This is a genomic window from Stenotrophomonas sp. Y-13 (genome assembly GCF_046267925.1).
GTDB classification, from domain to species: Bacteria; Pseudomonadota; Gammaproteobacteria; order Xanthomonadales; family Xanthomonadaceae; genus Stenotrophomonas; species Stenotrophomonas acidaminiphila_A.
On record NZ_CP176501.1, the window covers coordinates 278,650 to 301,193 of the forward strand.

Below are 22,544 nucleotides of genomic sequence, written 5' to 3' on the forward strand. Positions count from 1 at the left end.
TCGCCGGCTTCACGGCGACACGGCTAGAATCCGCGCTCTGAAAGCGTTTCCACAAGGACCGCCGCTGGTGGCAGACCGCATCGAATCCCTCATCGCCCGCATGACCCTGGAAGAAAAGGTGGGCCAGCTGGGCGTGTTCGCCGACATGGTCCGCCCGTTCGCGCCGGACGTGAATCCCGAGGCCAACGTGCGCAACGCCGCGCAGGTGCTGGAGCAGGTGCGTGCCGGCCGCGTCGGCTGCCTGTTCAACGGCGTCGGCGCCGCGCAGGGCCGCGAGATCCAGCGCGTGGCGGTGGAGGAGAGCCGGCTCGGCATCCCGGTGGCGCTGGCCGCGGACGTGATCCACGGCATGCGCACGGTGTTCCCGATCCCCTTGGGCGAGGCCGCCAGCTTCGAACCGGCGCTGGCCGAGCGCACCGCGCGCGCCACCGCCATCGAGGCCACCGCCGCCGGCATCCACTGGACCTACGCACCGGCGGTGGACATCGCCCGCGACCAGCGCTGGGGCCGGGGCGCGGAATCGGCCGGCGAGGACGTGGTGCTGGGCTGCGCCTTCGCCGCCGCGCGCGTGCGTGGTTTCCAGGGCCCGGACCTGGCCGCCGCCGATTCGCTGCTGGCCACGCCCAAGCACTTCGCCGGGTATGGCGCGGTGGCTGCCGGCATGGAGTACGCACAGGTGGACATTTCGCCGCAGACCCTGCACGACGTGCACCTGCCGCCGTTCAAGGCCGCGCTGGCGGCCGGCGCGCGCGCGCTGATGAGCGCGTTCAACGACATCAACGGCGTGCCGGCCAGCGCCAACCGCTGGCTGCTGACCGACCTGCTGCGCGGGCAGTGGGGGTTCGACGGCGTGGTGGTGTCCGATTACACCGCCGACATGGAGCTGATCGCCCACGGCTACGCCGCCGACGAAACCGACGCCACCGCCAAGGCATTCCTGGCCGGGCTCGACCTGAGCATGCAGAGCGGCTTCTATGCCGCGCACCTGCCGGGGCTGGTGCGCAGCGGCCAGGTGCCGATGGCGGCACTGGATGCCTCGGTGCGCCGCATCCTGCGCCTGAAGGAGGCCATCGGCCTGTTCGACGACCCTTACCGCTCGCTGGACCCGGCACGCGAGGCCGATACCTCGCACCTCGCCGCGCATGACGCGCTGGCGCGCGACGCAGCGCGGCGTTCGATCGTGCTGCTGAAGAACGAGGGCGCCGCGCTGCCGCTGCGCCGGGCCGGGCAGAGGATCGCGCTGATTGGGCCGTTCGCCCGCGACCGCGACAACATCGAAGGCTGCTGGACCCTGTTCGGCGACAAGACGCGCTACGTGACGCTGGAAGCCGGCATGCGCGCGGCGCTGGACGACGACGCGCTGCTGGAGGTGGTGCCCGGCTGCGCGCTGGAAGACGCGGTCGAAGGCGGCATCGAGGCGGCGGTGGCCGCGGCGCGGCGCGCCGACGTGGTGGTGCTGGCGCTGGGCGAGCCGCAGCGCTACAGCGGCGAGGCGCAGTCGCGGGTGGAGATCGTGCTGCCGGCGGTGCAACAGGCACTGGCCGAAGCGGTCGCCGCGACCGGCACGCCGGTGGTGGTGCTGCTGCGCAACGGCCGCGCGCTGGCGCTGCAGGGCGCGGTGCGCGACGCCCGGGCCATCGCGGTGACCTGGTTCCTCGGCACCCAGACCGGCCACGCCGTGGCCGACGTGCTGTTCGGTGGCTACAGCCCGTCGGGCCGGCTGCCGGTGAGTTTCCCGCAGCATTCCGGGCAGCAGCCGTACTTCTACAACCACCCGCGCACGGGCCGCCCGGAGCTGCCGGAGATGTCCGAGTTCAAGGCGCGCTGGCGCGAGATCCCGAATGCGCCGCTGTACGCCTTCGGCCATGGCCTGGGCTACACCACGTTCGCCTACGGCGCGCCGCGCCTGAGCGCGCCGCAGCTGGACTGGGACGGCGAGCTGGTCGTCACCACCACCGTCACCAACACCGGCACCGTGGCCGCCGAGGAAGTGGTGCAGCTGTACGTGCACGACCGCGTCGCCAGCCGCGTGCGCCCGGTGCGCGAACTCAAGGCGTTCGAGAAGATCGCGCTGGCGCCCGGCCAGGCTAGGGACGTGGTGTTCCGGCTCGACCGCGGGCAGCTGGCCTTCACCAACAGCGAAGGCGTGTTCGCCGCCGAGCCCGGCCTGTTCGACCTGTGGGTGTGCGCGTCGTCGGCCGATGGCGAACCGGTGCGGTTCGAACTGCTGGCGCCCTGACCGCCTGCCCCGACCCGCCTGCCGGGCCGGGATGACGACCGGCATCTTGAAGCGGGCAGCGGGCGTGCGATGCTGTCGCCGCGCCCACGGAGACCCGCCATGCCCGCACCGATGCCCACCTACCTGCCGTGGCTGATGACTGCCGGTTTCGGCTGGATGTACTACCGCCGGCTCCGCCGCCACTTCGGCTGGCAGCCCTGGCAGCCGCGCCGCACCCTGGCGCGCATCGTGATCCTGGCGCTGGTGGCGGCGATGCTCGGGCTGGCGGCGGCCTTCGTGCCGCACGTGGCCGCCGGCATGGCCGTGGGCGCGCTGGCCGGCATCGCGTTGGGATGGTTTGCGCTGAAACACACGCGCTTCGACGCGCGCGAAGGCCGGCCCGGCTATACGCCCAATCCGTGGATCGGCGGCGCCCTGTCGCTGCTGCTGGTCGCGCGCCTGGCCTGGCGCTGGCAGGACGGCGCCTTCAGCCAGGGCATGGCGCCCGGCGCCGCCAACGCCAGCCCGCTGACCCTGGGCCTGGCTGCCGCCCTGGTCTGCTACGGCCTGACGCAGGCCATCGGCCTGCACCTGCGCCTGCGCTACAAACCGTAGCGCAGGCCCGTTGCGCGAGGGGCGTCAACGGCACGCCCTCCCGCGTACGACAGTGGCGGCTACGTGCGCGGCGTCAGCTTGAGCAGGCGCGCGTTGCTGCCGTCCTCCAGCAGCCACAGCGCGCCATCGGGGCCCTGCGTCACCGCGCGGATGCGCGCGCCCATGTCGAAGCGTTCGGCCTCGCGCGCGTTGTCGCCGTCGAAGGCGATGCGCACCAGCGACTGCGACGACAGCCCGCCGATGAAGCCATTGCCGCGCCACTGCGGGAACAGCGCACCGTCGTAGATGATCAGGCTGGACGGGGAAATGACCGGCGTCCAGCTGACCTTCGGCGCGACGAACTCCGGCCGGGTGTGGTGGTCGGGAATGTCGCGGCCGTCGTAATGGTCGCCGTTGGAGACCAGCGGGTAGCCGTAGTTGCCGCCGCGCCGGATCAGGTTGAGCTCGTCGCCGCCCTTCGGGCCCATCTCGTTTTCCCACAACCGCCCGCGCGCGTCGAACGCCAGCCCGAGGACGTTGCGGTGGCCGAGCGACCACACCTGGTTGGCCGGCGAACCCTGCGCGGCGAACGGGTTGTCGGCGGGCACGCTGCCGTCGTCGTTGAGGCGGATGATCTTGCCGAGGTTGCCACCCATGTCCTGCGCGGGGTCGAACTTCTGCCGTTCGCTGGAACTGATCCACAGCTTGCCCTCGGGCCCGAACAGCAGGCGGTGCCCGTAGTGGCCATTGCCGCTCACCTTCGGCGTCTGCCGCCAGATCACCTGCGGCTCGACCAGGCGGCCGCCGCCCTGCGCGTCGAGCACCAGTTTCGCGCGCGCCACCGCGGCGCCGCGGGTGTCGTTCGCGCCGGGCTCGGCGTAGCTGTAGTAGACCAGCCCGTTGCGGGCAAACTGCGGGTGCAGGGCGACATCGCCGAAGCCCCCCTGGCCGGCATGCGCCACCCGCGGCACCCCGGCGATCTCAAGGCGGCGGCCGCTGGCCGGGTCGAAATGCACCAGCCTGCCCGCCTTCTCGGTGACCAGCAGGCTGCGGTCGGGCAGGAACGCCATCGCCCACGGGCTGTCGAAGCGGGCCACCTCGGTGGCGGTGAACGGCCATTGCGCCGGCTTGACCGCGGCCTGCGCGGCCGGGTCCGCGGCACAGGCGGTGATGGACAGGACGGGCGTCAGCGCAAGGGCCAGGCTGAGCAGCAGGGGGCGGGGCATGGCGAACTCCAGGGCGGCAAGCGGTGGAACCGCACACCTTATGCGAAGCCGGCGCGCGAGGCACGCCGGCATGCACGATCGTGCGTGCCCGCCGCGCGGATCAGGCCTCGTCGGCCGGCGCCATCCGCCTGGCGACGATCGAGGTGGCGGTCATGTCGCCGGTGGTGTTGCCGATGGTGCAGAACACGTCGGGGATCGTATCCACCGCCAGCAGCACGCCCAGCGGTTCGACCGGCAGGCCCATGCTCTGCGTGACCGGCATGTTGTTGGTCATGAAGTTGGCCTGGCCCGGCAGCCCGGTGGAGCCCATGCTGATCGCCGCGGCCAGCAGCACCGCCACCGCATACTGCGAGAACGTGATGTCGATGCCGTACAGCCAGGCGATGAAGCTGGCCACGGCGATGTACTGTGCCGGGCTGGTGACCCGGAACAGCGACACCGCCATCGGCAGCACCAGCGAGGTCAGCGCGGTGGGGTAGCCCAGCCGGTTGCGCGCGCTGTCGATCATCGCCGGCAGCGAGGCCAGCGACGACTGGGTGCTGCCGGCGATGACCTGCACCGGCACCAGCGCGGCGGCGAAGCGGCGCAGGCCCTCGCGCGCGGCCAGCACCGCCACCACGTACAACAGCAGCGTGATCAGGATGTAGACCACGCACATCAGCAGGATGTAGTAGCCGAGGATGCCGAGCACGCTCATCCCGACCTCGGCGCAGACCACCAGCACCAGCGCGAACACGCCCAGCGGCGCGGCCCACAGCACCCAGCGCACGATGGTGATCATGGTGTCGCCGATGATCTTGATGATCTCCAGGATGCGGTCGCGGCGCTCGGCGTCCTGCCGGCTCAGCGCGAAGCCGAAGAACATCGCGAACACCACCAGCGGCAGCATCGCGTTGGCCGACGCCACCGCCAGCACGTTGCTTGGAATCAGCGACGAGATCCATTGCGCGGCGGTCGGCGCCTTGGACAGCGTCTCCGGCGCGTGCAGCGCGGCACGGAAGGTCTGCATGGTGGCGCTGTCGTGCGGCACCAGGCCCAGCAGCGCCGGGGTCACCACCGCCGAGAAGCTCGCCGCGGCGACCAGCAGCACGATGAACACCAGGATCGCGTTGCGCGCGGTACGCCCGGAGGCGGCGGCGTTGCTGGCGGTGTTGACGCCGACGATCACCAGCGCGGTGACCAGCGGCACCACCGTCATCTGCAGCGCATTGAGCCACAGCCGGCCGATGGGCCGGGCGAACTCGGCGACCTGCAGTGCCAGCGCCGGGTCGTGGTGGGTCAGTGACAGCCCGACCACCGCGCCGACCAGCAGCGAGATCAGCACTTTGACGGGAGCGGAGAGCCGGAAACGTCGGGTCGTTGGGGTCATGGAGGGCCGGATTGCGGAAGGAGGGAAACAGGGCAGGGGGCGAGCCCGTGCCACGAGCGAGGCGCCACTGCCGGGCGCGCCTCATGCCTCAGGGCGATGCCTGAGGCGACCGGTTCGCCCATCCATGGCGTGGCAGGCACCGCCTGCCGCGGGAATACGGGAGCGCCCGGGCATGGCGCCGGTCAATGACCGGCCTTGGCCGCAGGCGCCGGCAGACCCCAGTGTTGCTGCAGGCGCCGGTACTCGGCCTCGGGCAGCAGCACGAACAGCGGATGCGCGGCCGGGTCCAGCCAGCCGAGCAGGGCGGACATGTGCTCCGGTTCCATCGCGGTGCAGCCGGCCGTCGCCTCGCCGTGCTGCCGCCACAGGTGGGCGAAGATGCAGCTGCCGCGTCCGGGCTCGGCCTTGGGGTTGTGCTCGATCACGAAGCCCTCGCGGTAGCGGCGGTCGCCCTGGTTGTGCAGGTCCAGCCGCATCGGCTCGGTGGAACCCTCCACCGCGTCGCTGCCCACCACCTCGGCATCGACGATGCGGTTGTACAGCGGGGAATCGGGCACGTCCATGCAATAGCTGGTGGCCAGCATCGGCTGGTAGGGCAGCGCGCTGTCGATCCGCGGCGCGTAGCCGAAGGCCTCGCCGATGCCGAACACGCCGGCCGGGCTGCGGCCGTCGCCCTCGCGTTTCTGCGGGCCGTCCGTCTGCGCCGGGTGCCGGCCAAGGCCCCAGGCACTGCCGTTGCGGCCCAGCGATACCTCGAATCCGGCACCATGCGGCGTCCAGCCCTGCGCGGTGCGCTCGTAGGCCTGCAGGCGGCCGGCAGGGCTGTCCCACGATGGCGTGGTGACCACTACCAGCTGGCGTGCATCGTGCACCGGCGCGGCCGGCGTCGCGGCGCCGGCAGCAGTGGCCACGGCCATCGCCGCGAGCGACGGCAGCAGGCAGCGGGCGAAGGAACGGAACAGGGAAGGCATGGCGACGGCTCCGGCAATCAGTTGTCGATCAACTGCTGGATGCGCTCCTGGTTCAACGCCAGCTGGCGCTGGCGGTCGGAGTTGGCATGGCACAGCAGCACGAACACGAAATCCAGCAGGTACTGCAACGAACAACGGTACAGCAGCTGCGCCACCGGCGGCTGCGGGTCCTGCGCGCAGATCGCCAGCGAGGCGTCGGCATGCGCGCGCAGCGGGTTGGCGGTGTGGCGGGTGATCGACACCACCCTGCCGCCCATCTCCTGGAACTGGCGCGAGAGCTGCCACAGCTGCGGCAGCTTGCCGAACTCGGAGAACACCAGCAGCACATCGCCCGGGCGCGCGGCCGACAGGTTGGCGGTCATCAGGATCGGGTCGGCATGCTGCACGGTAAGGATGCCCAGCAACGCCAGGCGCATGGCGAACTCGCGGGCATACAGGCCGTCGTCACCCAGGCCGTAGACGAACACCTTGGGCGCGGCGTCGATCAGCGCGATCACCGCTTCGACCTCTTCCTGCGGATTGGCGACGCGGGTCTCCTCCTCGGCCGCGGCCTTGCTGCGGCGCAGGCCCTCGGCTACCTGCAGGTACCCGTGCGGATCGTTCTCCGGCGGCCATTCGGTGACGTTGCCGTTGCCGTTGCTGGCCAGGGCCACCGCCGCGCCAACCGAGTACTTCAGGTCCGGGTAGCCCTTGAACCCGAGCTTCTGGCTGAACTTGACAACGCTCGACTGGCTGATGCCCAGCGCGTTGGCCAGCTGCTGCGACGAGTAGTCGCGCAGCAGGTGCGCGTTGTCCAGGATGAAGTCGGCGATACGCCGTTCGATCGCCGACATCTGTTCGCGTTCGGAGCGGATTTTTACCAGGGGTGGCATGGGTGGGCCGTCGGCTGCGATGGGGTGACTCTAAAAGGATTTTGCGGAGCCGGTAAGGCTTGGCATCCAGCCGGGACGTTACGTTGGCAAGGCAGCCGGGGGAAGATCGGCTGTTGCTCTTGTAGTTGCATGTGCTTTTGACGTCCCGGGTCCCCTTCCGCAGCGACGGAGCCGGCGGACAAGACCCCGTAGGGGCGACGTGCAGGGATGCACGTCGTTTCTCGACGAGACAGGGATGTCTCGTCGAAAAATCCCGCCGGCGGAGTGGACCCGGCCCGCGTAGCGGGCTGGGCGCAGAGGCAGGGGCGTGCTTTCTCTTGGTTACTTCTCTTTGCACGAGCAAAGAGAAGTAACTCGCTCCTGCGAAGCAGGGGCGAAAGCTCTGCTTCATGCCTTGGCTGCTTCGCGCTTTGACTGTTGCTTCTTTCCAGAGCAAAAACCCAAGCAACGGCTGAAGCAGGATCAAGGGCTTTCGCCCCCCTCCGGGGAGCGAGCCACCTTTCTTTGCTCGTGCAAAGAAACGTGGCCCAAAGAAACACGGGCCGGGACGCGATCCGTCGGGCTGCGCCCGCCGGTCCCCTGCGCTCCTCGCGTGCCAAGGGGACGGCGCACAACTCGCTTCGCTCAGACACGTGCGCCTCTTTGCCCCTCGGCCCGCTGTGGTGCTCGGCCCGCTCTACGGCCGGGGAAATCAAAAGCCGAAGAGCAAAATCACGGGCAACGGCAACGGCAACGGCAACGGCAACGGCAGAAGCAACGGCAGAAGCAACGGCAGAAGCAACGGCAGAAGCAACGGCAGAAGCAACGGCAGAAGCACTCCCCACTGCTTCCTGCGATGCGGCCCACCCGCGAGGGAGTGCGACAGCAACAAGGTCGGTTGCCGTCGCCATGCCGGTCATGCCTTCAGCATCTCCAGCCCGCGTACCTCGGTGATGCCCAGCCCCGGCGCATCGGTGATGCTGATCTCCGATTCGTTGAAGATCACCCCGCCATTGACCGGGTTGAACAGGCTCAGCGACGGCCCGTCCAGGTCCACCTTGGTGATCGCCCCCGACTTGGCCACCGCCAGGTGCACCGCCGCGGCCACGCTGATGCTCGATTCGAGCATGCAGCCGATCATGCACGGGATGCCGTACAGCGAGGCGATGTCGGCGACCTTGATCGCGTTGGAGATGCCGCCGGTCTTCATCAGCTTGATGTTGATGATGTCGGCCGCGCGCTGCTGGATCAGATCGAACACCTGGTGCGGGCCGAACACGCTCTCGTCGGCCATCACCGGGGTATTGACCCGCTCGGTGACGTACTTCATGCCGTCGATGTCGGCCGCCTTGACCGGCTGCTCCAGCAGCTCCAGCACCACGCCGGCGTTCTCCAGCGCGCTCATGGCATACACCGCCTGCTTGGCGGTCCAGCCCTGGTTGGCGTCCAGCCGCAGCAGCGCACGGCCCTCGACCGCGGCGTGGATCGCCTTGACCCGCTCGATGTCCAGGCCGATGTCCTTGCCGACCTTGATCTTCAGCGATTCGAAGCCGCGCTCGATCGCCGACAGCGAGTCGGCCACCATCTTGTCGATGTAATCCACGCTGATGGTGATGTCGGTGGTGATCACCGGGTCGCCGCCGCCGAGCATCTGGTACAGCGGCGCGCCGTGCAGCTGCGCCCACAGGTCGTAGATGGCGATCTCCACCGCGGCCTTGGCGCTGGTGTTGCGTTCCAGCGAGGACTGCACCAGCCCGCAGATGCGGTTGAGGTTGGCGATGTCCTCGCCGATCAGGCGCGGCTTGATGAAGTTGTTGATGGCTTCGATGATCGAGCCATGGGTGTCGCCGGTGATCACCGCGGTGGCCGGCGCCTCGCCGTAGCCGGTGTGGCCGGTATCGGTGCGCACCAGCACCACGATGTCCTCGACCGATTCGACGGTGCGCAGCGCGGTCTTGAACGGGGTTTTCAGGGGCACGCGCAGCATGCCCAGTTCGATATCGGTGATCTTCATTTGGTGGTATGCGGGCGGATGCGCTGGATGTTGGTGATGCGGTCGACGTAGCTGGCGGTATCGCTGGCCATCATCGGCTGCAGCGGCGTCACCGAGACGCCATTGAGGTGGGCCTGGACCCGCTTGCCATCGGCACCGAACCAGCTGCCACCGGAGGTATCGTGGATCATCCAGGCCATGCCGTCGGCATGGCCGATGGTCATCATCACATGCCCGGGGATGTAGACCAGGTCGCCGACCTGCAGCGCGTCCACCGCGGCGTCGCGCCGCGCCTTGCCGTCCTTCTCGCCGAGTGCGATGCGGTCCAGCGCCGGGCTCACCGCCTGCGCGCTGGTATTGCGCGGCAGCAGCACGCCGAAACTGCGGTAGACCTCGGAGACGAAGCCGCTGCAGTCGCGGGTGTCGTAGGAGTGGCCCCAGCCGTAGCGCTCGCCCAGGAACTTGAAGGCCTGGGTGAGCAGGTTGCGCGGGGTCAGCGCCAGGTAGTCGTCGCTGCTGTCCTGCGAACGCGGCAACAGCGCCGGGGCGAAGCCCAGGCGGCCGTCGGCGTCGCGCACCGGCAGCTGGATGACGTGCGCGGCATGGCCCTGCTGGCCGTTGACCGGTTGCTGTGCGGGCCAGTCGGCCAGCACCGGTACGCGCACGCCCATGTCCAGCTGCAGGCGCGAGACGCGCGGTTCTTCCGGGGTGTACGTGGTGGTGGCGGTGGCGCCGGTGATCACCCGGTACGGGCCGCTGGCGCCGTAGCCGAACACCTGGGCGGCGTCACCGATGCCGACGAAGCGCTTCTCCACCCATGCGACATAGCGCTCGCTGGCGACGAACAGCCATTGGCCATCGGCGCTCTCATGCAGCACCGCCACGGCATCGCCGGGGAACAGCGCCGATTCCTGGAAGCGGTCGATGTCGGTGTCGCCGCTGCTGGAGAACACGCGCAGCCCGGTGGGGAACGCGCGCAGCGCGGCGCGGTGCACGGCCAGGCCGTACTGCAGCGGGCGGGTTTCGCCGATCCGGTCCAGCGCCAGGTTGTCGCTGATCGCGCGCAGCTGCGCGGCGTCGACCGGCTTGCCCTGCACGTCGTACAGCGTGCGGGTCGGCGGGCGTGAAATCGCCTCGATCTGCGCGCGCACGAATTCGCGCGTCAAGTTCGCCGGCAGTGCGCGCAGATCGTGGATCGACGCGTCCAGCTGGCGCATGCGCGCGTTCTGCGCCGCGATCCCGGCGCGGTCGAGGATCACCCGGTCCGGATCGGACAACTGCGCGATCCAGTGCGCGGCCGACAGGTATTCCTCGCGCAGGCCGATGACGCCGGCATGGTCCTGCGGCGAAGCGGTGGCCGCGCCGAGCGCGAAGGCCGGTGCCGCGCACAGCGGTGCGGCGAGCAGCAGGGACCAGCACGCCCAGGCGAGGCGCCGGCGGCGGGGATGGACGGGGGTGGCGATCATGAGGACTCCCTCTGGGTGCATTGGAATACTTATTCCTTTCTTCCTTGAAATCAAGAATAAATTATTGACCCGTTGTCGCACGCGTGTTACACAACCGTTATCCCGCGTACCCGTGGAAGTGTTGCCGTGGATCCAGCGTTGCGCCAAGTCCCAGTCGCTTTCAGGCCTGCCCGGTACCGGCTCATGGCAGGCCTGCTGCTGTGCCTGGTGTCCGCCACGGCGGGCGCCGTGGACACGCCCGGGCAGCTGGCCGCGCGCGTGGACCGCGGTGATTTTGCCGGTGCGCAGGCGCAGATTGACGCTGCACTGCAGCAGCCGGCACTGGACGCCAGCCAGCGTGACGCCTACCTGTTCCAGCGCGAGCGCATGCGCCGCATGCGACTGGATTTCAGCCTGGACCGCGAGCACGCGATGGCCGCCGTGCGCCGCATCATTCCCGACCTGCGCGAGGACGAGTTCCGTGCCTGGGACGAGGCCGGGCTGATCGAGCACTTGGACATCGATGGCCAGCGCCGCTGGTTCAACCGCGCACCGTCCAACCTGTTCCGGGTCAGTGCCGCGGCGGCCGCACGGCGCTCGCCGGCGATCAGGCCGCCGGCACCGGGCCCGTTCGAGGTGGTCACGCCACATCACCTGGAGGTGCTCGAGCGCGCGCAGGCCGATGCCGCCAGCAGCGTCGCGCCGCGGCGGGTACGGGTCACCCAGTCGCTCACGGTCAAGGCCGATGCGGTACCGGCCGGCGAGACCATCCGCGCCTGGATCCCGTACCCGCGGGCCATTCCCGGGCAGCAGCAGGACATCCACCTGCTGGGCAGCGTGCCGGACGGGGCGCAGGTCGCGCCCGAAGCCACGCTGCAGCGCACCGCCTACCTCGAACGCAAGGCCGTTGCCGGCACGCCGACCGCGTTCTCGGTGAGCTATGAGGTCACCGTGTACGCGCGCCATTTCGCCATCGACCCGGCCAGGGTGCAGCCGACGCCGGACGACCCGGCGCTGGCACCGTACCTGGCCGAGCGTGCGCCTCACATCGTGTTCACCCCGGCGCTGCGCGAGTTCTCGCGGCGCGTGGTGGGCAGTGAAACCAACCCCTACCGCGTCGCGCGCAGGTTGTTCGACGCGGTCGACCGCATTCCCTGGGGGGGCGCGCGCGAGTACTCGACCATCGGCAACATCAGCGACCACGCGCTGCATGCTACCCACGCCGACTGCGGGCAGCAGACACTGTTGTTGATGAGCCTGCTGCGCCTGAATGGCATACCCGCGCGCTGGCAGTCGGGCATGGTGTACTCGGACAACGCCACCGGTTACAGCAACCTGCACGACTGGGGCGCGCTGTACCTGGCGCCCTATGGCTGGGTGCCGATGGACGTCACCACCGGCGCGCTCGACAGCCCGGTGCCGGCGGTACGTGATTTCTACTTCGGCGGGCTGGATGCCTACCGCATCGCGTTCAACGACGACTACGCGCAGGCGCTGGTACCGGCCAAGCAGCACTTCCGCTCCGAAACCGTGGACTCGCAGCGCGGCGAGGCCGAATGGGCGGGCGGCAATCTCTATTTCGACCAATGGAACTACGACTTCCAGTGGCAGGTCTTGCCGCCACCGGAAGATTGACGCTTCGTGACACCGCTGTAATACACAACACTGCAGGAGAGAGCAGGGGATGAACAGGAAAATGCTGAAAAAGGCGGCGCTCAGCGTCGCGCTGGGTGCGTGCCTCGGGGCGCTCGCACCGACCGTCATGGCGCAGAGTGCCACCGGCGCCATCGCCGGCCGCGCCAACGCCGGCGACCAGATCACCATCACCAACACCGCCACCGGGCTGACCCGCACGGTCACCGCCGGGGGCGACGGCAGCTACCGCCTGAGCCAGCTGCCGGTGGGCGACTACAGCCTGACCGTCAAGCGCGACGGCCAGGCCGACAAGGAGCCGGTCGCGGTCAACGTCTCGTTGGGCGGCACCACCAACGTCAACCTGGGTGGCAGCGACACCGGCCCGGTGACGCTGGATTCGGTGCAGGTGGTCGGTTCGCGCATCATCAACCGGGTGGACGTGTACTCGACCGAGTCCTCGTTCAACATCAACCGCGAAGAGCTTTCGCGCATGCCGGTGGACCAGAGTGTGGCCGCGGTCGCGTTGCTGGCGCCGGGCGTGGTCAGCTCGGGATCGAGCTTCGGCGGCCTGAGCTTCGGCGGCTCGTCCGTCGCCGAGAACGTGGCCTATATCAATGGCCTCAATGTCACCGACCCCTACCGTCGCCAGGGCTTCTCGACGGTACCGTTCAATTTCTACGAAGAGTTCCAGATCAAGACCGGCGGCTACTCGGCCGAGTTCGGTCGCAGCACCGGCGGCGTCATCAACGCCATCACCCGTTCGGGTACCAATGAGTTCAAGGGCGGCGTCCAGGTCACCATGGAGCCCTCGGCCTGGGCATCGGCGAAGAAGGACCATTTCCACCGCGACGGCACCATCGACGAGCGCGACCGCACCAGCCGCGACCGCAGCCCGCTGCTGAAGACCAACGTATGGGCGTCCGGCCCGATCCTGAAGGACAAGTTGTTCTTCTTCGCCATGTACGAGAACCGCGACAGCAAGTCGCAGGACGTCGATACCACCGAGGCATGGAAGACCAAGAGCAACAACGATTTCTGGGGCACCAAGCTCGACTGGTACATCAACGACAGAAACCGCCTGGAACTGCTTGCGTTCTCGGACAAGGCCGATTCGGTCACCACCAGTTACGACAACTACAACTGGGATACGAACGTCTTTGGTGATTCCAGCGGACAGAGCAGCGGCTCCTCCGGTGGCGACAACTGGTCGCTGACCTATACCGGCACGCTTACGGACAACTTCGTCGCCAAGGCGATGTACGGCGTCAACAAGCGCAGCGCGCTGAGCAACAGCCCGATGGATGCCGAGTGCAGCATCATCACCCTGGCGTCGAGCTACACCAAGAAGTACGGCCCGAAGACCAACGAGGGCTGCCACCCGACCAACGCCGCCATCAGCAGCCGCGAGGACAAGCGCGAAGCAGCGCGCCTGGACTTCGAATGGACCCTGGGCGACCACCTGGTCCGCTTCGGCATGGACCAGGAAGTGATGGATTCGGACAGCTCGGTGGTCTATCCGGGTGACGGATTCATGTACCAGGCGCTGGTGGTCAACGCCGGCAGCTCGGTCAATGGCGTGGTGCTGCCGCCTGGCGTCACCGACATCATCGACGCCCGCTACAAGGTCACCGGGTCGCCGGTCAGCACCAAGGCGCAGGCGTTCTACGTGGAAGACAACTGGAACGTCACCCCGAACCTGCTGTTGAACCTGGGCGTGCGCTTCGACCAGTTCCACAACAAGCTGGCATCGGGCGCCACGTTCGCAAAGAGCACCTTCAGCGACATGATCTCGCCGCGCCTTGGCTTCAGCTGGGACGTGCAGGGTGACGGCTCGATGAAGGTGTTCGGCAACGCCGGTCGCTACTACACCCCGCTGACCAACAAGATCGCCGACTACTTCGGCGGCGGTACCACCGACGAGCACACCTACTACGTGCTCCAGGGTTGGTCGCAGAAGCAGAGCTCGACCGGCAACACCTACCTGGTGCCGGTGCTGGGCCAGCAGATCGGCCCGGTCAACACCGATGGCAACGCGCCGGCGCCTTCGGACGTGCGCACGGCGGTGGCACGCGACCTCAAGCAGGTGTTCCAGGACGAGTTCATCCTGGGCTTCCAGCAGGCGCTCAACGAAGAGTGGTCGTACGGCGTGAACGCCACCTACCGGCGCATGACCCGTGCCGTCGAGGATGCGCGCATCAACCACGTCGAAGGCTGCCCGTGGTACTCGGGCGACTGGCCGATCATCAACCCGGGTGAGACCAACCAGCTGTGGTGCCCGGACACCAACAGCTGGGTGACCCTGGATTCGTCCAAGGACGGCTACAAGGCCTCGGGCAGCGGCGCCATCATGGGCTACAAGAGGCCGCGGCGTACCTACAAGGCGCTGGAGTTCCAGCTCGACCGCGCCTGGAACGACAAGTGGGCGTTCAACGCCAGCTACCTCCTGTCCAAGAGCGAAGGCAACATCGAAGGGCCGGTGAACTCGGATACCGGCTACAACGACACCAACCTGGTGCAGTACTACGACCACCCGGCGGTGAACGAGCGTTACGGCGTGACGTTCAACGACGCGCGCCACCAGTTCAAGCTGCGTGGCACCTTCAAGCTCAACGAGCAGTGGTCCTTCGGCAGCACCCTGTCGGCGCGTTCGGGCGGCCCGATCACCGCGTTCGGCGTGGTGTGGCCGAACGACAACCGCAACGCCGGTGGTCCGGGCGAGTACAGCGGCGGTGGTTCGGGTTGGCTGTGTACCGCCAACTGCTCGAGCTGGGCCAACCGCGAACTGGTATACACCGAGCGCGGTGCGTTCGGTCGCATGCCGTGGGTGGTCGATCTGGGGGCCAGCGTGATGTGGACCTTGCCGGTCGAGGGCATCGACCTGAAGGCGCGGCTGTCGGTCTACAACCTGCTCAACCGCCAGGCAGTGGTGAACGTCCACTCCCGCTACGAGAGCACTCCGGGGACCAAGATGCCTTACTTCGGCGAGGGCACCCACTGGCAGGCACCGCGCTACACGAATCTGGTCGTGACCTGGAACTTCTGACCGGGCCGCGGCGCACCATGATGGATTTGCGGTACTGAGTTCCTCCTCTGGCGGCCCCTGCATGGGGGCCGCCATCTTTTTTTGGAGCAATGCCTTGGATCAGGGATTCACACGAGATGGCCTGTGCGGTCTGCCGGAGGCGTTCCGGCAGGCCGACCTGGTGGAGCTGGCGGCCCGCGAGGGCACCCCGCTGTATGTCTATGCCGCGCCGGCCATCCGCCAGCGGGTACGGGCGCTGCGCGAGGCGCTGTCCGGGCTGGACGCGGGTATCCGTTACGCGGTCAAGGCCAACGGCAACGGCGCGGTGCTGCGCCTGCTGGCCGAAGAAGGCGCGGGTGCGGACATCGTGTCCGGTGGCGAGCTCGAACGCGCGCTGCGCGCCGGCATCGCCGCGGCCGACATCGTGTTCTCCGGCGTGGGCAAGTCCGACGCCGAGATAGCGCTGGCGCTGGACGTGGGCATCGGCCGCTTCAACATCGAGTCCCGCGCCGAGCTCGACGCGATCCAGCGCATCGCCGCCGCGCGTGGCGTCACCGCGGTCGCGTCGGTGCGGATCAACCCCGACGTGGACGCGAAGACCCACGCCAAGATTTCCACCGGCAAGGCCGAGAACAAGTTCGGCGTGTCCATCGCCGAGGCGCGCGCGTGGTTCGACGCGAAGGCGCAATGGCCCGACGTGCGCCTGGACGGGCTGCACATGCATATTGGTTCGCAGCTGCTCAGCCTGGACCCGGTGCGCGAGGCGCTGGCACGCATGGCCGCGTTCTGGAAGGAACTGGCCGCGGCCGGGCACGCCATCGCCAGCATCGACGTCGGTGGCGGGCTGGGCGTGCGCTACCGCGAAGGCGAGCAGGCGCCGGATGCGCGCGCGTATGCCGATGCCATCCGCCAGGCACTGGCCGGCTTCGGCGGGCGCATCCTGGTCGAGCCGGGCCGCTGGCTGGTGGCCGAGGCCGGCATCGTGCTGACCCGCGTGCTGCTGGAAAAGCACGGCCAGGCACGCCGCTTCCTGGTGCTGGACGCGGCGATGAACGACCTGCTGCGCCCCAGCCTGTACGACGCCTGGCATGACATCGTGCCGGTGGGCGCCGCCGCCGGGCGCGAGGCCGCGACCTATGACGTGGTGGGGCCGGTGTGCGAGACCGGCGACACCTTCGCCACCGCGCGCGCGTTGCCGCGCTGCGAGGCCGGCGACCTGGTGGCGATCCTCGGCGCCGGGGCCTACGGTGCATCGATGGGGTCCACCTACAACTCGCGGCCGCTGCCGGCCGAGGTGTTGCTGGACGGCGACCGCTACGCGGTGGTGCGCCGGCGCCAGAGCCTGGATGAAATGCTGTCCGGCGAACAGCCGGCCAGTGACTGGAGGCGGACATGACCCATCGGAAAACCCGTGCTGCCGAGGCGCCGGGCTGCGGACGTGGGCCGGCCCGTGGGCTGCCGCGGCTGCTGGTGGCGCTGCTGCTGCTCGTGCTGTTGAGCGCCTGCGCGCACCGCAATCCGCTGGCCAGGTGGGAACGTTCGCCGAACTTCGACGCGCGGCGCCCGGTGGTGGTGGTGCTGCACTACACCGCCGGCAAGACCGCCGAGGGCAGCCTGCGCACGCTGCGGACCGCCAACAGCAACGGCCCGGTCAGCGCGCACTACCTGCTGGGCAAGGACGGCACGCTGTACCAGCTGGTGGACGAGCGCAAGCGTGCCTGGCATGCCGGCGACGGACGCTGGGGCACCATCACCGACCTCAACTCGGCGTCGATCGGCATCGAGATCGACAACGACGGTTACAGCCCGTATCCGGACGTGCAGATCGAAAAGCTCATCGTGCTGCTCGACGACGTGACCCGGCGCCTGGGCATCCCGCGCCAGCAGGTCATCGGCCACGAGGACATGGCACCGGGGCGCAAGATCGACCCGGGCCCGCTGTTCCCCTGGAAGCGCCTGCACGAGGCCGGCTTCGGCATCTGGCCCGACCCGGCCGCCGGCGATCCGCCGCCGGCGTTCGACGCCTGGCTGGCGATGGTCGCCATCGGCTACCCGCTGGACGACCGCGCCAACGCCCTGCAGTCCTTCCGCCATCACTTCCGTGGCATGCGCAGCGAGGGCGCCGAGCTGGATGCCGAGGACCGGCGCATCCTCTACGGCCTGAGCCGGTCGCTGCTGCAGGCCCGGGCGCCGTCGGCGCCGGCCACGGCCGACACGCCGTAACGGCACGGAGCGCGCCGATGAAACCGATCCTGCTGTGCCTCGCCCTGCTGCCGGGCATCGTGCACGCCACCGCACCCGCCGCCGATGCCGATGCCGCGTTCTACGACACGGCGGTGCAGCAGGCCTTCGAGCATTACCGCCTGCCGGGCCTGGCCGTGGGCGTGATCGAGGACGGCAAGGTGGTGCACGTCGCCACCCGCGGCGAGCTGGTCGCCGGCGAGGGACGGCGCGTCGATGGCGACACGCTGTTCAAGATCGCCTCCAACACCAAGGCGATGACCGCGGCGGTGCTGGCGCGGCTGGTGCAGGCCGGGCGCCTGCGCTGGGACGATCCGGTGACCAGGTACCTGCCCGCGTTCCGCATGTACGACCCGTGGGTGACGCGCAACATGCAGGTCCGCGACCTGCTGATCCACAACAGCGGCCTGGGGCTGGGCGCCGGCGACTTGATGCTGTGGCCGGAGCCCAACCACTTCAGCCGCCAGGACATCATCGCCGGGCTGGCGCACCTCAAGCCGGCCGGCAGCTTCCGCGCCGACTACGCCTACGACAACCTGCTCTACGTGGTGGCCGGCGAGGTGGCCGCGGCAGCCGCCGACAAGCCATACGCGGCACTGGTGCGGCAGGAGATCTTCGGGCCGCTGGGCATGGACCGCTGCCAGGTCGGCGAATGGTCGCCGGCGAAGGCGGGCAATGTCGCCCAGCCGCATTACCGCCAGGACGGGCGCAACGTGGTGGTGGGGCGCGATGGCGACGTCGCTGCCGACTTCCCGTCGATGGCCGCCGGCGGCGTGCGCTGCAGCCTGGATGACATGCTGCGCTGGATGCAGGCGCTGCTCGATCCGGCGCGGGTACCGGGCTGGCTCGACGCCACCCAGCGCCGTGCGCTGTGGACCGCGCACATGCCGATGCCCATCGGCCAGCGCCTGCGCGACTGGGACAACACCCACTTCCTAGCCTACGGCTACGGCTGGCGCCTGTCGGACATGGACGGGCAATGGAAGGTGGCGCATACCGGCACGTTGTCGGGCATGTACTCGTCGCTGGCACTGCTGCCGGACCGGCGCAGCGGCGTGGTGATCCTGATCAATGGCGAGGGCGAGGACGCGCGCACCGCGCTGATGCAGGCGCTGCTCAAGCGCCAGACCGCGCCAGCCGCCAGCCATGATGTGCTGCACTACGCCGGGCTGCTGGAACGCGAGCGGACCCAGCGCCGCGCGGCCGGCCACGTGCGCCCGGTGCTGGCGCCGGCAGCCGCGGTCGCCGCGGGGGAGTTCGGCGCCGATGCCGGGGTGTGGGCCGACCCCTGGTTCGGACAGGTCACGCTGTGCCCGGTCGGTACCGGCATCACCTTCGCCGCGGCGAAATCGCCGGCCCTGCGCGGCCGGGTCATGCGCTCGGCCGGACGCCCGTGGGTGCAGTGGCAGGGGCTGGGCGAAGACGCCGAGGCCTGGCTGGTGTTCTCCGGCGAGGGCGCGCAGCGCACCCTGCACATGCGCGCCATCGATCCGGACATCGACTTCAGCTACGACTACCAGGATCTGGAATTCCGCCGCGTGGGCGATTGCCCGTGAAGGCGTGGGCGACGGGCCGCCGGCCCGCGCCCGGTTCCCTCGGTCCGCCAGGCGCGCTTGCGTGATGCCGCGCCGGGGTTGTGCGACGCATCACGAAAATATTTTATTTCCATAGCCTTGGGGTATGGGGAATAGTTTATTGACCGCCGGATTCAGCCCGTGTTAAACAGCTGTGAAACGGGGTCTGGGCGGGAGCGCATGCGCCCGCCGCTTCACCGCCCGGGACTGCATGACGCAGCGTCCGGGTGGCAGTCCCGGTGCTGGACAGGTCTGCGGTCGGGGCCTGGCATGTTGCAGGCCGGCAGACAAGGACGCTCCCCGGTGTGGTGCAACCATGGAAGGAGAGGCGCGGCCCCCGCAGCGGTGGCCGTGGATCCCATTGCCCAGGCGGAATCGTGCCGCCCCCCCTTGAGGATCGATGGATGGTCGTCGTACCCCCGCCAGCCCGGATGAGCAAGGGCGCCGGCATCGCTCCTGCAGCACCCACGTTACGCGCCCTTTTCTGGAGAGAGAGCATGTCCGCAACCGCACGTCCCCCCCGCATGCACCACCTGAGCGCCGCACTGTTGCTGGCGCTCGGCAGCCCGCTGGCCGCGTTCGCGCAGGCGCAGCCCGCGGCTTCCCCGGCGTCGCCGGAGGCGCGCACGCTCGACAAGATCGAAGTCACCGGCTCGCGCATCAAGCGCACCGACGTCGAAGCGGCGATGCCCGTCACCATCATCCAGAAAGCCGAGATCGAGGCCCAGGGCATCACCTCGGCCGAACAGCTGCTGCAGCAGCTGAACATCGCCAGCAGCGGCCCGGACAGCCTGGCCGCCAACAGCGGCGTCGCGCCCCCGGGCACCCGCGGCAACAACGGCGTATCCGGCGCCAACCTGCGCGGGCAGGGCGCCGACGCGACCCTGGTGCTGCTCAACGGCCGCCGCGTCGCCGCGCACGGCCTGGCGGGCCAGGTGGTCGACCTGAACTCGATCCCGTTCGCCGCGATCGAACGCGTGGAAGTGCTGCGCGACGGCGCGTCCGCCGTGTACGGCACCGACGCCATCGGCGGCGTGATCAACTTCATCACCCGCAACAACTACCAGGGCATCACCCTCACCGCCGGCGCCGACGTGACCGAGGAGGGCGGCGGCAACATCTTCCACGGCAGCCTGCTGGGTGGCTGGGGCGACCTGGACAACGACCGCTGGAACGTCTGGGCCGCGGTCAACGTGAAGCAGAACAAGATCCTGCGCGGCAACCAGCGCGATTTCGTCAACAGTTTCCAGGCCGACCGCGGCCTGTCGCCGGATACCCGCGGCACGCCGTTCGCCAACATCGTCACTGGCACCGGCAGCATGATCGGCGGCGGCCTGAAGGACCCGGTCACCGGCCTCACCAAGACCACCATCAACACGCTGCGCCTGCCCGGCGGCGCCGGCTGCGTGAACGGCGGCGACATGATGGGCGATTACGGCGACAAGATCTGGGCCAGCCCCGGCGCCAGCTTCGGCTGCGCCTGGGACTATGGCCGCGCGCGTACCATCCAGCAGCCGGTGGACACGGTGCAGGGCATCGGCCGCGCCACCTTCAAGGTCGGCGACAACCATGAGTTCTTCGCCGAGTTCATGGGCTCCAAGGTGACCTCCAAGCGCCAGTTCGAAGCGCAGCAGATCACCACCAGCATCAACGCCAGCGCCACCCAGCTCGATGCCTACGAGCTCAATGCCAACACCAAGGCGACCTACGACGCCATCTACAACCAGCTGCACGACTATTTCGGCAACCAGGCCAACCTGGTCTACGGCAGCCCCATCGCCTACCGCTGGCGCTGCGAAGTCTGCGGCCCGCGCCAGATCGAGACCACCACCAAGGCCTACCGCGCGCTGCTGGGCATGACCGGCAGCCTCGGCAGCTGGGACTACAACATCGGCCTGTCGCGCGCGCAGAGCAAGGCCGAGTCGGTGACCGCCGGCGGCTACTACTACACCCCGCAGCTGAAGGCGGCGCTGAAGAATGGCGTGCTCAACCCGTTCCTGATGCCGGGCCAGAGCCAGTCCCAGGCCGCGTATGACGCGCTGGCCGCGGCCGACGCCAGCGGCCTGCAGATCTACGAAGGCACCTCGACCACGACCACCTTCGACGCCAGCTTCAGCGGCAGCCTCGGCTTCCGCCTGTGGAGCGACAACGACGTGCAGGCGGCGGCGGGCGTGGACGTGCGCCGCGAGGAATACGAGTTCGGCGGCCCGGCCGAATGGGTGGCGGGCAACGCCTACGTGTTCGGCGTTCCCGGCGATGCCTCCAACTACATGTCGCCCAAGCAGCGCAACGTCAAGGCGGTGTTCGCCGAGGTCAACCTGCCGGTGGTCGACAGCCTGGAAGTCAACCTGGCCGTGCGCCACGACCGTTACGACGGCTTCGGCGGCACCACCAACCCGAAGTATTCGTTCAAGTGGCAGCCGATGGACTGGCTGGTGTTCCGCGGCTCCTACAGCACCGGCTTCAAAGTGCCCGATTTCGCCAAGCTGTTCCGCGGCATCACCGAGAGCCAGTACACCGGCCTTGACCTGGCCGATCCGGCGACCTGCCCCAAGGGCCAGTACAACCCGGACGTGCCCAACTGCAGCGAGCAGATCCGCCCGGACATCATCACCGGCGGCAATCCGAACCTGAAGCCGGAAGAGGCCGAACAGCGCAGCATCGGCTTCGTGATCGCGCCCAACGGCAACTTCAACGTCAGCGTCGACTGGTGGGAGATCGAGCGCACCAACACGATCCGCAGCGGCTTCAACCTGTCGACGATGACCGCCAACTACCCGCTGTACGCCTCCAACTTCATCCGCGATTCGGGCGGCAAGATCATCGCCATCGACCAGCGCTACATCAACACCGGCGGCACCCTGACCCGTGGCATCGAGCTGGACTCCAACGTGCGCGGCGACCTGGCCGGCGGTACCTGGAACGTCCACCTCAACGGCAACTACCTGGATACGTTCAGGACCAAGACCTTCGACAGCCTGCCCTACAGCGATAACCTGGTCGGCGAGTACGAGCGCTACTACAACCTGCCGATCCGCTGGAAGCACACCGTCAGCGCCGGCTGGGCGCGGGGCGACTGGGCGCACACGCTGACCCAGGTCTACCGTGGCGGCTACAAGGACTGGAAGCCGGGCGGCATCGTCAACGGCTACAACCCGCCGGCGTGGGACGGCAACGTCGATGCCTACATCACCTACAACTACAGCCTGACCTGGACCGGCATGGAGAACCTGAAGGCGACGTTCGGCATCCGCAACCTGCTCAACACCGATCCGCCGTTCACCGTCCGCTACCTGGACGATGGCGACGGCGCCGGCTGGGAAGCGCGCGTGGCCGACCCGCGCGGCCGTTCGTTCAACCTGCTGCTGGAGTACCGCTTCCAGTGACATGCCCACGGGCCCGGTT

General features: G+C 68.9%; 15 protein-coding genes. 8 read left to right on the forward strand and 7 right to left on the reverse strand.

The window, feature by feature from the left end:
* Positions 1-64 precede the first annotated feature (64 nt).
* Positions 65-2,239, forward strand: coding sequence for a glycoside hydrolase family 3 N-terminal domain-containing protein (locus ACJ7VY_RS01215; RefSeq protein ID WP_409476778.1), 2,175 nt, complete (start codon positions 65-67; stop codon positions 2,237-2,239).
* 99 nt (positions 2,240-2,338) lie between these two features.
* On the forward strand, positions 2,339-2,833 hold the full coding sequence (locus ACJ7VY_RS01220; RefSeq protein WP_104937789.1) for a hypothetical protein: 495 nt from the start codon (positions 2,339-2,341) through the stop codon (positions 2,831-2,833).
* A 59-nt stretch (positions 2,834-2,892) separates the two neighbouring features.
* On the opposite strand, the gene ACJ7VY_RS01225 is transcribed toward ACJ7VY_RS01220, so the two are convergent.
* From ACJ7VY_RS01225 to ACJ7VY_RS01255, 7 genes are all read right to left on the reverse strand, one after another.
* Positions 2,893-4,038, reverse strand: coding sequence for a PQQ-dependent sugar dehydrogenase (locus ACJ7VY_RS01225; RefSeq protein WP_409476189.1), 1,146 nt, complete (start codon positions 4,036-4,038; stop codon positions 2,893-2,895).
* A gap of 100 nt (positions 4,039-4,138) precedes the next feature.
* On the reverse strand, positions 4,139-5,407 hold the full coding sequence (locus ACJ7VY_RS01230; protein WP_104937791.1) for a dicarboxylate/amino acid:cation symporter: 1,269 nt from the start codon (positions 5,405-5,407) through the stop codon (positions 4,139-4,141).
* A gap of 182 nt (positions 5,408-5,589) precedes the next feature.
* On the reverse strand, positions 5,590-6,378 hold the full coding sequence (locus tag ACJ7VY_RS01235) for a L,D-transpeptidase (protein ID WP_409476190.1): 789 nt from the start codon (positions 6,376-6,378) through the stop codon (positions 5,590-5,592).
* A 17-nt stretch (positions 6,379-6,395) separates the two neighbouring features.
* A complete protein-coding gene (locus tag ACJ7VY_RS01240) occupies positions 6,396-7,250 on the reverse strand; it encodes a MurR/RpiR family transcriptional regulator (RefSeq protein WP_313249916.1) in 855 nt (284 codons plus the stop codon).
* Between the two features lie 691 nt (positions 7,251-7,941).
* Positions 7,942-8,067, reverse strand: coding sequence for a hypothetical protein (locus ACJ7VY_RS01245; RefSeq protein ID WP_409476191.1), 126 nt, complete (start codon positions 8,065-8,067; stop codon positions 7,942-7,944).
* 78 nt (positions 8,068-8,145) lie between these two features.
* Positions 8,146-9,243 carry a dipeptide epimerase gene (locus ACJ7VY_RS01250; protein WP_104937795.1) on the reverse strand — a complete coding sequence of 366 codons (1,098 nt, stop codon included), beginning with the start codon at positions 9,241-9,243 and terminating at the stop codon, positions 8,146-8,148.
* Positions 9,240-10,688: an SH3 domain-containing protein gene (locus tag ACJ7VY_RS01255; protein WP_409476192.1), complete on the reverse strand. Its 1,449-nt coding sequence runs from the start codon at positions 10,686-10,688 to the stop codon at positions 9,240-9,242. The genes ACJ7VY_RS01250 and ACJ7VY_RS01255 overlap by 4 nt, the downstream gene beginning before the upstream one ends.
* A 126-nt stretch (positions 10,689-10,814) precedes the next feature.
* On the opposite strand from ACJ7VY_RS01255, the gene ACJ7VY_RS01260 reads away from it, so the two are divergent.
* From ACJ7VY_RS01260 to ACJ7VY_RS01285, 6 genes are all read left to right on the forward strand, one after another.
* The gene (locus ACJ7VY_RS01260) at positions 10,815-12,302 is read left to right on the forward strand and encodes a transglutaminase-like domain-containing protein (RefSeq protein ID WP_409476193.1); all 1,488 of its coding nucleotides are present in this window, start codon (positions 10,815-10,817) and stop codon (positions 12,300-12,302) included.
* 49 nt (positions 12,303-12,351) lie between these two features.
* Positions 12,352-15,345, forward strand: a complete 2,994-nt coding sequence (locus ACJ7VY_RS01265; protein ID WP_313256410.1) for a TonB-dependent receptor domain-containing protein — start codon at positions 12,352-12,354, stop codon at positions 15,343-15,345.
* A gap of 94 nt (positions 15,346-15,439) precedes the next feature.
* Complete coding sequence (gene lysA / locus ACJ7VY_RS01270; protein ID WP_321989803.1) at positions 15,440-16,720, forward strand: diaminopimelate decarboxylase; 1,281 nt, start codon at positions 15,440-15,442, stop codon at positions 16,718-16,720.
* Complete coding sequence (locus tag ACJ7VY_RS01275; RefSeq protein WP_409476194.1) at positions 16,717-17,547, forward strand: N-acetylmuramoyl-L-alanine amidase; 831 nt, start codon at positions 16,717-16,719, stop codon at positions 17,545-17,547. Before lysA ends, ACJ7VY_RS01275 begins: the two co-directional genes overlap by 4 nt.
* Before the next feature lie 17 nt (positions 17,548-17,564).
* A complete protein-coding gene (locus tag ACJ7VY_RS01280) occupies positions 17,565-19,121 on the forward strand; it encodes a serine hydrolase domain-containing protein (RefSeq protein WP_409476195.1) in 1,557 nt (518 codons plus the stop codon).
* 515 nt (positions 19,122-19,636) lie between these two features.
* The gene (locus tag ACJ7VY_RS01285; protein ID WP_409476196.1) at positions 19,637-22,525 is read left to right on the forward strand and encodes a TonB-dependent receptor domain-containing protein; all 2,889 of its coding nucleotides are present in this window, start codon (positions 19,637-19,639) and stop codon (positions 22,523-22,525) included.
* Positions 22,526-22,544: the final 19 nt, after the last annotated feature.

Excerpts from the sequence above, each read along its gene's own strand:
- ACJ7VY_RS01220 (WP_104937789.1), top strand. The coding sequence starts at position 2,339 with ATGCCCGCACCGATGCCCACCTACCTGCCGTGGCTGATGACTGCCGGT.
- ACJ7VY_RS01225 (WP_409476189.1), bottom strand. The coding sequence starts at position 4,038 with ATGCCCCGCCCCCTGCTGCTCAGCCTGGCCCTTGCGCTGACGCCCGTC.
- ACJ7VY_RS01230 (WP_104937791.1), bottom strand. The coding sequence starts at position 5,407 with ATGACCCCAACGACCCGACGTTTCCGGCTCTCCGCTCCCGTCAAAGTG.
- ACJ7VY_RS01235 (WP_409476190.1), bottom strand. The coding sequence starts at position 6,378 with ATGCCTTCCCTGTTCCGTTCCTTCGCCCGCTGCCTGCTGCCGTCGCTC.
- ACJ7VY_RS01240 (WP_313249916.1), bottom strand. The coding sequence starts at position 7,250 with ATGCCACCCCTGGTAAAAATCCGCTCCGAACGCGAACAGATGTCGGCG.
- ACJ7VY_RS01250 (WP_104937795.1), bottom strand. The coding sequence starts at position 9,243 with ATGAAGATCACCGATATCGAACTGGGCATGCTGCGCGTGCCCCTGAAA.
- ACJ7VY_RS01255 (WP_409476192.1), bottom strand. The coding sequence starts at position 10,688 with ATGATCGCCACCCCCGTCCATCCCCGCCGCCGGCGCCTCGCCTGGGCG.
- ACJ7VY_RS01265 (WP_313256410.1), top strand. The coding sequence starts at position 12,352 with ATGAACAGGAAAATGCTGAAAAAGGCGGCGCTCAGCGTCGCGCTGGGT.
- ACJ7VY_RS01275 (WP_409476194.1), top strand. The coding sequence starts at position 16,717 with ATGACCCATCGGAAAACCCGTGCTGCCGAGGCGCCGGGCTGCGGACGT.
- ACJ7VY_RS01280 (WP_409476195.1), top strand. The coding sequence starts at position 17,565 with ATGAAACCGATCCTGCTGTGCCTCGCCCTGCTGCCGGGCATCGTGCAC.
- ACJ7VY_RS01285 (WP_409476196.1), top strand. The coding sequence starts at position 19,637 with ATGTCCGCAACCGCACGTCCCCCCCGCATGCACCACCTGAGCGCCGCA.